Origin of the sequence: Halobacterium wangiae (assembly GCF_021249345.1) — an archaeon.
Lineage (GTDB): Archaea > Halobacteriota > Halobacteria > Halobacteriales > Halobacteriaceae > Halobacterium > Halobacterium wangiae.
On the sequence record NZ_CP089588.1, the window covers coordinates 1,587,957 to 1,599,999 of the forward strand.

Genomic DNA, 12,043 nt, shown 5'->3' on the forward strand with positions numbered 1-12,043 from the left:
AGTACCCCCAGCTATGTACACGCACAGGGAGGTCGCGTCGTGACCTTCGACATCGTCGGCGCCGACGCCATCGCCGACGGCCGCGCGACCGACGCCTACTTCGAACGGACGGAGGCCACCCTCGACCACGCCGGGAAGAACCCTCGCGTGGTCGCGGAGGTGACCGCAGACCAGTTCCCGACCGGCGAGTTCGAACTGTTCGCCGGCGCGAAGGACGCCGCCCACCTCCTCGAGGGACTCCCGGTGGACGTCGAGGCGCTCCCCGAGGGGACGCTGTTCGACGGCGGACCAGTGATGCGAATCGAGGGCCAGTACCGCGACTTCGCGCGCTACGAGACGTCGCTGCTGGGGTTCCTCTCGCACGCCTCCGGCGTCGCCACCGCCGCTCTCGAAGTCCGGCGCGCCGCTCCGGACTCGCAGGTGTTGAGCTTCGGCGCGCGCCACGTCCACCCCGCTATCGCCGCGATGGTCGAGCGCTCCGCGCTCGTCGGCGGCCTCGACGGCTTCTCGCACGTCGCTGCCGGGGACGTCCTCGGCCGGGAGGCCGGCGGCACGATGCCCCACTCGCTGCTCATCTGCTTCGGGCGCGGCAACCAGGAGGCGGCGTGGCGGGCCTTCGACGAGGCCGTCTCCCCGGATGTCCCGCGCGTCGCGCTCTGTGACACGTACTCCGACGAGAAGGACGAGGTGTTGCGGGCCGTCGACGAACTCGGCGAGAATCTCGACGCCGTCCGCCTCGATACCACCTCGTCGCGACGCGGGAACTTCCGGCACATCGTCCGGGAGATACAGTGGGAACTCGACGTCCGCGGCCGCGGCGACGTCGACGTCTTCCTCAGCGGTGGCCTCGGCCCGGAGGAACTCCGGGACCTGCGGGACGTCGCGGACGGCTTCGGCGTCGGCGGCCACGTGTCGAACGCCGACCCCGTGGACTTCGCACTCGACATCGTCGAACTCGACGGCGAACCCGCCGCCAAGCGGGGGAAGCTCTCCGGGAAGAAGGACGTCTACCGGACGCGGGACGGCGGCCACCACATCGCGCTCGCGGGTCGCCCCGGTCCGACGGACGGCTCGACGCTGATGGAACCGCTCGTCCGCGACGGCGAGATCGTCCAGGCGTTCGACGTGGACGCCGCTGCGGCGCGCGCGGTCGACGACGCAGAAACTGTCGACTTCTAGGCGGTCAGCTCTTCGACCGGCTCCTCGCTGTCCTCGTCGGTCTCCCGGAACACCTGGCCCTCGAACAGCGTCACCATCACGTCGTCGTCCTCCCACGCGCCGTTCGGCAGCCCGGCCTTCCGGCAGGTGCGGTCGAGGTACTCGAAGACGCTCCAGTCGTTCTCGACGGGGAGCGTCGGATACATCCAGCCGTGCTGGCCGTCGCCGTCGATGGCGACGCCGTGGACGCCGAGTTCGATGTCCTCGACCGGGTCGTCCGTCAGCACGAGGTTCGACACCGTGCAGACGGAGACGCGGAGGTTCGGGAGTTCGGCGGCCTCTACTTCTGAGCCACACGACGCCTCGCTGGCGGCCTTGATGGACGCCTCGACGATGGCGTGGCCGAGCTGCTGGGAGCCGTTCCCGAGTTCGCGCGCCGAGTCCTGGGCCCCGGCGCAGCCACGGAGGCGGCCACGACCCTGCGTCGACTCGAGGCGGACGAACGCACTCGTGCGGTTGTAGAACGCGTCCCGCATGCTGCCTGGCTGCTCTCGCTGTCCGTTCCGGACGAACGCCTCGACCGATTCTCGTGCTAGTTCGACGGTCCGAGCGCCATCCTCGAAGGAGAGTGTTACTGACTGGGCCTCGGCCATTATGCAACGTATTACGGTAAGGATTAACTTGAACTCTTCCCTTGTCAGTGACCCACGCGGACGGGTACGATTGTGCTACCCGGCGGTCCCTGCGCCGAAAGAGAACGCAGTACGGGGTGGCGAAAGTCCAGCTTACCGACCGCCCGGCGGGATGATTTCGGGTTAATTGACGTGAACGTTTCCCCGGGGCGTCGAACGGCACCTTCGACAGACCACGAACTCCCGGCGACCGAACCGCTTAACGCCGTCCCGCAGCTAGAGACAGTGGGCAGAGGGAGCCCGGCTCCCGTGCCGCGAGGCATGAGGAAAGTCCCCCCACCAGTCGGGCGGGCGGCCGGACGCAAGTCCGGGACGGGAGACCGTCGGCACTGGAACAGAGACGACACGTCCCTCCCCGACCGATGAGGCGTGCGACCCGACCCGGAAGGGAAGGAAGCTAACCCGCCTAGGGCGCGTGGTCGGCTGACGCCGACCACGTTAGGGGTTAACGGCGTAGCCGTGAACCCGAAGGGAGGGGACCGATGGAACGGCCAATCCCCGCCGGTGCAAGTCCGTGCGTGCGAGGTAGCCCGACCGACCCGAGAGGGGCCGCGCGGACGCTGAGCCGAATGCCGGGCCGAACAGAAGGGGGCTTACTCCCCTCAGCCACACTTCCACCGCCGAGCGACGCTCACCGACAGTATTCTGCGAAAAGACCGCCAGCGACCGCTATCGCGCCGTCGTTCCCGCGGTGTCCGCGGTCGCGATGGCCGACAGCGGCGACGCGCCGCCGACGATGGCGCCGGCGGTCAGCACCGCCGCCGACAGCGTCACGAAGTCCGAGCCCGGGTCGAGGCCAGCGAGCGCCGCGCCCGCGTCCACAATGAAGATGGTGATGAAGAAACTCACCACCGCGAGCACGAGCAGGAGTACGACCGCGATGATGCTACTTGCGAGCTGACCGAACGAATCGAGAAATCCCATTGTATCTACCCTCGAACGTTGCAAGCCACGCCACCCGGATAAAACGACGTGTGGTCGACACGAGAAATCGCTGCCCTCGCTCCGGACTGCGCGGGTCCCCACTCCGTTCGCTGGAGTTACGCGTCGGCGTCGAACCCGTCCTCCCACCGGAACGTCCCGTCGCGCTGCACCACTTCGCCGTCTACCTCCAGGAACGAGTCCTCGCTCACGTCCGTGATCATGTCCACGTGGACCGCGGAGTCGTTGGCCTCGTCCTCGTGGCCCTCCGGAAAGTTCGACCCGTACGCGCGGCCGAGCGCGAGGTGGATGGTGTCGCCCATCTTCTCGTCGAAGAGGATGGAGTCCGTGAACTGGTCGATGCCGCGGTTCATCCCGATGCCGAGTTCGCCGAGTCGCTTCGCGCCGTCGTCGGTGTCCAGGATGTCGCCGATCACGCTCTCGTTCTCGGCCGCCGAGTAGTCGACGACCTCGCCGTCCTCGAACGTCAGGTGGACGTCCTGGACGCGCTCGCCGCGGATGGTCATCGGCACGTCGAAGAACACCTCGCCCTCCGTGGCCGCAGGCGCGGTGAACACCTCACCGGAGGGGAGGTTGTGGGAGTCGTAGGCGACCGAGGCCGCGGAGTTCACCGCGACGCGGTTCTCGATGCTCATCGTGAGGTCGGTGTCCTCCTTGACGATGCGAACCTCGCTGCCCGCGTCGAGGACGTCCTTCATCTTCGCCATCTCGTCGGCGAGGGACTCCCAATCGCGGAGGATGGCGTCGTAAGCGAACTCCCGGTACTCCTCGTAGGACATGTTCGCCTGCTGGGCGAGCGACCGCGTCGGGTGGACGGTGCCCACCCAGTCGGTGTCCATGTACGCCTCCCGGATGCCCTGACGGGCCTTCGACTGGGCCTGCTGGACCTCCGGCGGGACGTCCGACCCCTCGCTCGCGTTCCGGCCGCCGCCGATGGAGAGCACGACGTCGGCGTTCTCCATGAGCGCGAGCACGTGGTCGGGGTCCTCCTCGAAGTCGCCGTCGTGGGCCAGCGCGTACGCGCGACCCACCTCGCCCGACGAGTAGGCGGTGTGGAGGTTCGCGCCGCGCTCGCCGACCTTCTCGGCTACGGCGACGGCGAGCTCGTGGGCGTCCGGGCCGACGTTCAGGACGACGTTGTCGCCCTCCTCGACGCGCGCGCTCCACTCTACCAGTACCTCGGCGTGTTCCTCGACGCGGGGGTCCATGTCTCACCGGTCGCACCTGCCCGGTCAAAAGGTGTCGGATGCCGGTCGGTTACGGGGGTTACTCGCCGCCGGTCACTCGTAGACGAGGACGGTGCCGAACGACGTCTCGACGACGGCGACCTCCTCGCCGGAGGCCGCGCGGTACTCCTCGTCGACGGTGAGCCACTCGCTGTCCAGGTCGAACGCCTGGCCGTCGGACTCGACGGTGACGGTGTCACCGGAGTGGATCTGGGCCTGTATCTCCGCGGGGTCGGCGGCGTCGAGGGCCGCCATCACGGCGCCCGCGTCGCTCCGGAACTCGGGGCCGATCTTCGAGTCGTCGCCGTCGACGTCGACGGGGACGAGTTCGATGTCCGGTCGGCCGGAGGCGAGTTTGATGGGGGCGTTGACCGTCTCGCTGAGGTCGTACGTGTCGAGGTGGTTGTCGTCGCCGTCGAAGTACAGTTCGACGCGGTCGAGGTCGGCGTTCAGCGGCATCCCCTGCTCGGACTTCCAGGCGCGGATCTCGCTGGCGGTCTCCGCGATGCGGCGACCCGCGACCTCCGCGTCCTCGTCGAGCAGGTCGACGTCCGGCCAGTCGGCCTGGTGGACGCTCCCCTCGGTCCCGGGGAGGGACCGCCAGATCTCCTCGGTGGCGTGGGGGCTGAACGGCGAGAGCAGCCGCACGACTGCGGTGACGGCTGTGTAGAGGGTCTTTTCGGCGGCGTCGCGCTCGCCCGGCCGGCCGTTGTACAGCCGCCCCTTCACGAGTTCGACGTAGTCGTCGGCGAGGTCCTCCCAGACGAACTCCCGGAGGCGGCGGAGCGCGGCGTCGAAGCGGTAGTTCTCCATCTCGCGCTCCACGTCGTCGCTCACGCGCGTCAGCTCCGAGAGCAGCCAGCGGTCGGCGTCGCGGTAGGCGGGGTCCGCGATGTCGGGGGTGCCCTCGTCGAAGTGGCTCTCGGCGAACTTCACGATGTTCCACAGTTTGGTGAGGAACCGGGAGGCGGACTTGGCCTCCTTCCACTGGAACTGGACGTCGCTGCCGGGCTGGCCGCCCAGCGCCATCGCCTGGCGGAACGCGTCCGCGGAGTGCTCCTCGACGACCTCGCTGGGCGCGACGACGTTCCCGCGGGACTTGCTCATCTTGTTCCCGTCGGCGCCGAACACCATGCCGTTGATGAGCGCGTCCTCCCAGGGCTTCTCGTCGGTGAGCGCGCCCGTCCGGAGGAGCGTGTAGAACGCCCACGTCCGGATGATGTCGTGGCCCTGCGGGCGCAGTGAGACCGGTTCGAACTCGTCGAGGTCGATCTCCTCGGGCCACCCGGAGATGTGCAGTGGCGTGATCGAGGAGTCCATCCACGTGTCCATCACGTCGCGCTCGCCGGTCCACTCTGTCCCACCACACTCGGGACAGGCGCCGACGGCTGGCCCCTCCTCGGTCGGGTCGACGGGGGTCTTCTCCGGGCTGGCGATGTGCCAGTGGCCGCAGTCCGCACACTCCCACGCCGGGATCGGCGTGGCGAACACGCGTTGCCGGGAGACGACCCAGTCCCACTCCATGCCCTCCGTCCAGTCGACGAGGCGGTCGTGCATGTGGTCGGGGATCCAGTCGACCTCCGCGGCCTTCTCCAGGACGAGGTCCTGGTCGACCTCCACGAACCACTGCTCCTTCGAGAGGATCTCGATGGGCGTGTCGCAGCGCCAGCACGCGCCGACGCTCTGCTCGGTGGGTTCGGAGTCGCCGAGGTACCCCTCGTCGTCGAGGGCGTCGGCGATCTCGTCTTTCGCCTCGTCGATGCCGAGGCCCGCGAACTCGCCGGCCTGGTCGTTCAGGTGGCCGTCCTCGGTGAACACCGAGCGCAGGTCGAGGTCGTACTCCGCCCACCAGTCGACGTCCTGCTTGTCGCCGAACGTACAGATCATCACGGCGCCCGTCCCGAACTCGGGGTCGACGTCGGCGTCCGCAACGAGTTCGACCTCCTGGCCGAACAGCGGCACCTCGAAGGTGTCACCGACCCGGTCGGTGTAGCGTTCGTCGTCCGGACTGACGGCCATGCCGACACAGGCCGCGAGTAGTTCCGGGCGCGTGGTCGCGATTTCGATGTCGTCGTTGCCGACGCCGTCGAAGGTGACGTAGTACAGCGTCCCCTCGCGGTCGACGTTCTCGACCTCCGCGTCCGCGATGGCGGTCTCGCAGCGCGGACACCAGTTGACCGGGTGTTCGTCCCGGTAGACCATCTCCTGGTCTGCCATCCGGACGAACGACTCCTGGGTCTTCCCCCAGTACTCGGGGTCCATCGTCCGGAACTCGGCGTCCCAGTCCTGGGAGTAGCCGAGTTCGCGCATCGTCTCCTTCATCGCGGCGATCTGCTCGTCGGTGTGCTCGATGCACATCTCGCGGAACTCCTGTCTGGAGACGTCCGTGCGGTGGATGTCGTGGTTCTCCTCGACTTTCACCTCGGTCGGGAGGCCGTGGCAGTCCCACCCCTGCGGGAAGAGGACGGCGTCGCCCTGGAGGCGGTGGAACCGCGCGACGAAGTCCATGTAACACCAGCCGAGCGCGTTCCCGATGTGGAGGTTCCCCGTCGGGTACGGCGGCGGCGTGTCGACGATGTAGCTGGTGTCGGCGTCAGCGGGGTCGTACTCGTAGACGTTGCTGTCCTGCCACTCGTCCTGCCACTTCGGTTCGATACGGTCGGGGTCGTAGCTGTCCGGGAGTTCTGTCATAGCTGTCTGGGTCGTCGGTCGCCTGGCTGCGTGTGAGAGCCACGTCGCTCGCGAGAAAGGAGGTTACACACGTACTACGGCGGTACCGACGCTCATACTAGCCGAGAGCGGCGGGCCGCTGATAAAGGTTCCCGTCCCGGGGCGCGTCGCCCGCCCGAGACTGCCGCTACGCCGGGGGTGTGCTACCCATCCACGTTTTAGGCCTGCCGAAAAATCGACGCACTTTTGTTCTTTAGGTTGGCCTAAACGAGTATGCGACGACGCAGGTTCATCAAGACGACCGGTGCTGCGACGGTCGCCGGACTGCTCGCGGGTTGTGCCAGCCCCGTGGAGGGCGGCGACGGGAACAACTCCGAATCTGACTCCTACACCGTCTCCATGACGCCCGTCGGCGAAGTCACGTTCGACGGCGTCCCGGAGACGGCCGCCGTCTACATGCCCGGCTACGCCGACATGGCTGTCGCGCTCGGCCACGGCGACGCCGTCGCGTCCGTCGGCCAGAAGGGCCGGTTCAACACCAACTACTACGACGAACTCGACGGCGTCGACGTCGACGAGTCTGGGATGGTCGACCTCGTCGAGAGCGGCGTCACCCGCGAGACGCTGCTCTCCCTCGACGCCGACGTCCACCTGATCGACCCGAACTGGCTGCTCAACGTCTTCGACAGCGTCGACCAGGACGACGTCGACGTCCTCGAGGAGCGCAACGGCCCGTTCTTCGGCAACACCATCTTCCGGCGCACCGACGAGTGGCACGACTACGACTACTACACCCTCTACGGCGCCTTCGAGAAGGTCTCCGAGGTCTTCCGAGAGACCGAGCGCTTCGAGGCGTTCCAGTCGTTCCACGACGACTTCGTCGCCGGTCTCGACGCCGACCTCCCGAGCGAGGGGCCCCGCGCCGCGCTCGTCTGGGGCGGGGAGGACGAACCGTCGTCGTTCTCGCCGTACCACCTCAGCGGCCAGGGGTCGAACAAGAAACCGTTCCACGACCTCGGCGTCCGGGACGCCCTGAAGGAGGCCGGCGTGGGCGCGCTCTCGACGGGCAACCGCTCGAAGGTCGACTACGAGACGCTGCTCGACGTCGACCCCGAGGTGCTGTTCGTGCGCGGGCACGAGGACAAGACCAGCGACGAGTTCGAGGACACCGTCGTCTCGTTCATGCAGGACCACGACACCGCCAGCCGCATCACCGCCGTCGAGAACGGCGACGTGTTCCGTGGCGGCCCCATCTACCTCGGCCCCATCGAACACCTCTTCGTCACCGAACGCTTCGCTACCGACCTCTACCCCGACAGCTTCGAGGGCGACCTCTTCGACCGCGATGAACTCGCCAGTATCGTCACCTCGTAACCCGGCCACCCACATGTCACGACGCCACCGCCTCCGAGACACCCTCGTCCCAGAGTTCGACGCCACGCTCGCCTCGATCGTCGTCGGGAGCGTCCTGCTCGTGGCCGTCGCCAGCGTCCTCCAGGTGCGCTACGGCACCTACGAGATGCCACTCGAGACGGCCGTCCGCGCGCTGCTCGACCGGGCCGTCTGGACGGACCTCCACGTCCTCGCGACGCTGGTGCTCGGCGAGGACGCCGCGCGCACGGTCGGCCTCTACAGCGACCTCCGCCACCTCACCGACCCCACCATCGTCGTCTGGACGGTCCGCCTGCCCCGTGTCGTCGTCGCCGCGTTCGTCGGCCTCAACCTCGCCGTCTCCGGCGCCGTCTTCCAGGCCATCACGCGCAACGAACTCGCCAGCCCGTACATCCTCGGCGTCTCCTCGGGGGCCGGCCTCGCCGTCGTCTTCACGCTCGTCTTCTCCGTCGGCGCGTACCTGCTCCCGCTGGCCGCCGTCGCCGGCGGCACCGCCGCGTTCCTGCTCGTCTACGCCGTCGCGTGGCGCGGCGGCACCACCCCCGTGCGCCTCGTCCTCGCGGGCGTGGTCGTCGGCACCATCTTCAACAGCCTCCAGACCGGGCTGTTCTACTTCATCGACAGCAACGGCGTGATGCGCCTCGCGGTCGCGTGGCTCGCGGGGTCGCTGACCGGGGTCGACTGGACGGAGGTCCGCACCGTCGCCGTCCCCACCCTCGTCGTCGTGCCCGCCGCGCTCGTGAGCGCGCGGCAACTGGACGTCCTCCTGCTCGGCGAGCGCACCGCGCGCTCGCTTGGGATGCCCGTCGAACGGATGCGCTTCCTGCTGTCGGCGCTCGCTATCGTCGCGGCGTCTGCGGCCGTCGCCGTCGCGGGCCTCGTCGGCTTCGTGGGGCTCGTCGTCCCCCACGCCGTGCGCACGCTCGTCGGCAGCGACTACCGGCGGCTGATGGTCGGCTGTCTGTTCGCCGGCCCGGCGCTCGTGGTCGTCGCCGACGTCGTCGGCCGCCTGGCGCTCGGCGGGACGCAGGTCCCGGTCGGCGTCGTCACCGGCCTCATCGGCGGCCCGTACTTCCTGCTGTTGCTGCGGCGCACCGACTCGTTCACGGAGTTCTGACCAATGCCAGACATCCCACTCGTCTCGACCGGCGCGGAATCGACGACCGAATTCGACCGCGAGGAGCCGGTCGACGACGCCGCGCTGCTCGCCTCCGAGATCGAATTCGGCTACGGCGACGGCACCGTCGTCGACTGCGAGGACCTCGTCGTCCCCGCCGGCGAGGTCACCGCGCTCGTCGGACCGAATGGCTCCGGGAAGTCGACGCTGCTGAAGGGGCTCTCCGCGGAACTCGACCCCGCGGCGGGCATCGTCCTGCTGAACGGTCGCGCCGTCCAGGAGCGCTCCCCGAAGGAACTCGCTCGCGAACTCGGCCTCCTCGACCAGGAGAACGACGCGCCCGGCGGTCTCACGGTCGCCGACCTCGTCACGCACGGCCGCTACCCACACCGCGGCTTCCTCGATCCGATCACCGACGCGGACCGGGCGGCAATCGACCGCGCCATCGACCTGGCGGGCGTCGACCACCTCCGCGACACGCCGCTCTCGCGGCTCTCCGGCGGGCAGAAGCAGCTCGCGTTCGTCGCGATGACGCTCGCCCAGGACACCGACGTCCTGCTGCTGGACGAACCCACGACGTACCTCGACCTCCACCACCAGCTCCGCGTGATGGAGGTCGTCCGCACGCTCAACGAGGAACGCGACGTCACGGTCTGTGTGGTCCTCCACGACCTCCAGCAGGCGGCGCGGTTCGCCGACTACCTGGTCGCGCTCCACAACGGCAGCGTCTACGACTGGGGGCCGCCCCAGGACGTCGTCACCGAACGGCTGCTCGCGGACGTCTTCGACGTCGACGCCGCCGTCAGCTACGACGACGAACCGCGCATCGTGCCGCGGCGCGCCATCGACTGACCGTCGCCTCGGGTAGCCGCGACCGTAACCGACTTCGGCGACGCCCCTGTTTCGAATCGTAATGGGAGCGACGGAGGACAGCGTCTTCGACCAGTACAGGGACCGCGTCGAGCGCCCGCTCGGCAGGCTGTTCCGCGAGTACGGCGTCCCCGAGTGGGAGTACTTCGCGCTCGGGATGGTGGCGAACGTGATCGCGCGGGTCGCCAGCCTCCTGCCGCCGGTCGTGCTCGGCGCCGCCATCGACAGCGTGTTCACCGGGGACTCCCCGTACGACCTGCCGCTCGCGCCCGCGGGCTGGTTCCCGACGACGGACGCCGCGCAGTTCGAACTGTCGGCGTTGCTCATCGCGGGGTCGTTCGTCGTCACCGCCGTCTTCACCTACGCCTACGGCGTCGCCGCGAACCTCTTCGCCCACCGCGTGATGCACGAGGTGCGCACCGACTCCTTCGAGAAGATGCAGAACCTCGACATGACGTTCTTCGACGACAAGCAGACCGGCGAGGTGATGTCGGTGTTGAACAACGACGCCTCCAACCTCGAGGTGTTCCTCGACAACGCGCTCCAGAACTCCGCGCGCCTCGTCGTGATGCTCGCTGGCATCACCGCCATCCTGCTGTACGAGAACGCACAGCTGGCGGTCGTCACGCTCACCGCCATCCCGCTGATGGTCGTGCTCACGTCGTGGTTCATGAAGCGCGCCGAACCCCGGTACGAGCGCCAGCGCGCCGCCGTCGGCAACCTCAACACGCGCCTGGAGAACAGCCTCGCGGGCGTCGAACTCGTGAAGACCAGCGCCGCCGAGGAGTACGAGACAGAGCGCGTCACGGACGCCTCCTACCGGTTCTTCCAGGACACGATGGACGTCCTCCGGTTGAGCTACGTCTACCGCCCGGGGATGGAACTCCTGGCCGGTATCTCCTTCGCGGTGACGTTCGGCGTCGGCGGTTACTGGCTGCTGTACGGCGCGCCCGCCCCGCTCACCGGGACGCTCTCGCCGGGCGCGTTCGTCACGTTCATCTTCCTCACGCAGCGGTTCGTCACGCCGCTCGCGGAGGTGTCGAACATCGTCGACCAGTACGAGAACGCGAAGGCCTCCTCGGCCCGCGTCTTCGGCCTGATGGACGTGCCCGCGAGCGTCACCACCGCACCCGACGCCACCGAACTCGCGGACGTCGCGGGCCGCGTCGAGTACGACCACGTCACCTTCGGCTACGGGGACGACGAGGACGTGATCCGGGACGTCTCCTTCGACGCCGACCCCGGGGACACCGTCGCGCTCGTCGGCCCGACGGGTGCCGGGAAGTCGACGCTCTGCAAACTCCTGCTCCGGATGTACGACGTGGACGACGGCGCGATTCGCGTCGACGGCCACGACGTCCGCGACGTCACGCTCGACAGCCTCCGCGAGCACATCGGCTACGTCAGCCAGGACACGTTCCTCTTCGACGGCACCATCGCGGAGAACGTGAAGTACGGCCGCTTCGACGCCGACCGGGACGCGGTCGTCGCGGCCGCGGAGGCCGCCGACGCCCACGAGTTCATCGAGGACCTCCCGGACGGCTACGACACCGAGGTGGGTGAACGCGGCGTCAAACTCTCGGGCGGCCAGCGCCAGCGAATCTCCATCGCCCGCGCGGTGCTCCAGGACCCCGAGATCCTGGTCTTCGACGAGGCCACCAGCGACGTCGACACGGAGACCGAACTGCGCATCCAGGAGAGCCTCGACGAACTCGCCGCCGACCGCACCGCCGTCGTCATCGCCCACCGACTCTCCACGGTCCGGGACGCCGACCGCATCCTCGTCGTCGAAGGTGGGGAAGTCGTCGAACGGGGCACCCACGACGAACTGCTCGATTCGGGCGGTCGCTACGCCGACCTGTGGGGCGTGCAGGCAGGCACACTCGACCGCTGACGGGTGTTCCGGGTCGTATCGGGTTTGCGACGGGTCGTGGTACCGCGACCCTCGGAAGCGTTATCCCTGGAACGGCCCTACG

Annotated in this window: 9 protein-coding genes and 1 other RNA gene; 6 read left to right on the forward strand and 4 right to left on the reverse strand. The window is 68.5% G+C overall.

All coding sequences use genetic code 11. From position 1 onward, the window contains the following. Nucleotides 1–39: 39 nt before the first annotated feature. The gene (locus LT965_RS08580) at nucleotides 40–1,179 is read left to right on the forward strand and encodes a nicotinate phosphoribosyltransferase (RefSeq protein WP_232700344.1); all 1,140 of its coding nucleotides are present in this window, start codon (nucleotides 40–42) and stop codon (nucleotides 1,177–1,179) included. Here the strand turns inward: LT965_RS08580 and LT965_RS08585 are convergent. Then, the gene (locus tag LT965_RS08585) at nucleotides 1,176–1,811 is read right to left on the reverse strand and encodes a TIGR00296 family protein (RefSeq protein WP_232700346.1); all 636 of its coding nucleotides are present in this window, start codon (nucleotides 1,809–1,811) and stop codon (nucleotides 1,176–1,178) included. The two genes, LT965_RS08580 and LT965_RS08585, sit on opposite strands and share 4 nt — an antisense overlap. A gap of 267 nt (nucleotides 1,812–2,078) precedes the next feature. Here LT965_RS08585 and rnpB point away from each other — a divergent pair. Further along, nucleotides 2,079–2,458, forward strand: an RNA gene (gene rnpB, locus LT965_RS08590) — RNase P RNA component. Between the two features lie 61 nt (nucleotides 2,459–2,519). Here rnpB and LT965_RS08595 read toward each other — a convergent pair. The 3 genes from LT965_RS08595 to LT965_RS08605 form a co-directional block, all read right to left on the reverse strand. Next, nucleotides 2,520–2,774, reverse strand: a complete 255-nt coding sequence (locus LT965_RS08595; RefSeq protein ID WP_232700348.1) for a hypothetical protein — start codon at nucleotides 2,772–2,774, stop codon at nucleotides 2,520–2,522. Nucleotides 2,775–2,890: 116 nt separating this feature from the next. After that, nucleotides 2,891–4,000 carry an aminopeptidase gene (locus LT965_RS08600; protein WP_232700350.1) on the reverse strand — a complete coding sequence of 370 codons (1,110 nt, stop codon included), beginning with the start codon at nucleotides 3,998–4,000 and terminating at the stop codon, nucleotides 2,891–2,893. Nucleotides 4,001–4,072: 72 nt separating this feature from the next. After that, a complete protein-coding gene (locus LT965_RS08605) occupies nucleotides 4,073–6,709 on the reverse strand; it encodes a valine--tRNA ligase (RefSeq protein WP_232700352.1) in 2,637 nt (878 codons plus the stop codon). Between the two features lie 252 nt (nucleotides 6,710–6,961). On the opposite strand from LT965_RS08605, the gene LT965_RS08610 reads away from it, so the two are divergent. The 4 genes from LT965_RS08610 (at nucleotide 6,962) to LT965_RS08625 (ending at nucleotide 11,961) form a co-directional block, all read left to right on the forward strand. Next, the gene (locus tag LT965_RS08610) at nucleotides 6,962–8,062 is read left to right on the forward strand and encodes an ABC transporter substrate-binding protein (protein WP_232700360.1); all 1,101 of its coding nucleotides are present in this window, start codon (nucleotides 6,962–6,964) and stop codon (nucleotides 8,060–8,062) included. A 13-nt stretch (nucleotides 8,063–8,075) separates the two neighbouring features. Then, nucleotides 8,076–9,197, forward strand: a complete 1,122-nt coding sequence (locus LT965_RS08615) for a FecCD family ABC transporter permease (protein WP_232700361.1) — start codon at nucleotides 8,076–8,078, stop codon at nucleotides 9,195–9,197. Nucleotides 9,198–9,200: 3 nt separating this feature from the next. Next, nucleotides 9,201–10,049: an ABC transporter ATP-binding protein gene (locus LT965_RS08620; RefSeq protein ID WP_232700362.1), complete on the forward strand. Its 849-nt coding sequence runs from the start codon at nucleotides 9,201–9,203 to the stop codon at nucleotides 10,047–10,049. A gap of 61 nt (nucleotides 10,050–10,110) precedes the next feature. Continuing rightward, complete coding sequence (locus LT965_RS08625; protein ID WP_232700363.1) at nucleotides 10,111–11,961, forward strand: ABC transporter ATP-binding protein; 1,851 nt, start codon at nucleotides 10,111–10,113, stop codon at nucleotides 11,959–11,961. Nucleotides 11,962–12,043: the final 82 nt, after the last annotated feature.

Excerpts from the sequence above, each read along its gene's own strand:
- LT965_RS08625 (WP_232700363.1), top strand. The coding sequence starts at position 10,111 with ATGGGAGCGACGGAGGACAGCGTCTTCGACCAGTACAGGGACCGCGTC.
- LT965_RS08585 (WP_232700346.1), bottom strand. The coding sequence starts at position 1,811 with ATGGCCGAGGCCCAGTCAGTAACACTCTCCTTCGAGGATGGCGCTCGG.
- LT965_RS08620 (WP_232700362.1), top strand. The coding sequence starts at position 9,201 with ATGCCAGACATCCCACTCGTCTCGACCGGCGCGGAATCGACGACCGAA.
- LT965_RS08615 (WP_232700361.1), top strand. The coding sequence starts at position 8,076 with ATGTCACGACGCCACCGCCTCCGAGACACCCTCGTCCCAGAGTTCGAC.
- LT965_RS08610 (WP_232700360.1), top strand. The coding sequence starts at position 6,962 with ATGCGACGACGCAGGTTCATCAAGACGACCGGTGCTGCGACGGTCGCC.
- LT965_RS08605 (WP_232700352.1), bottom strand. The coding sequence starts at position 6,709 with ATGACAGAACTCCCGGACAGCTACGACCCCGACCGTATCGAACCGAAG.
- LT965_RS08595 (WP_232700348.1), bottom strand. The coding sequence starts at position 2,774 with ATGGGATTTCTCGATTCGTTCGGTCAGCTCGCAAGTAGCATCATCGCG.
- LT965_RS08600 (WP_232700350.1), bottom strand. The coding sequence starts at position 4,000 with ATGGACCCCCGCGTCGAGGAACACGCCGAGGTACTGGTAGAGTGGAGC.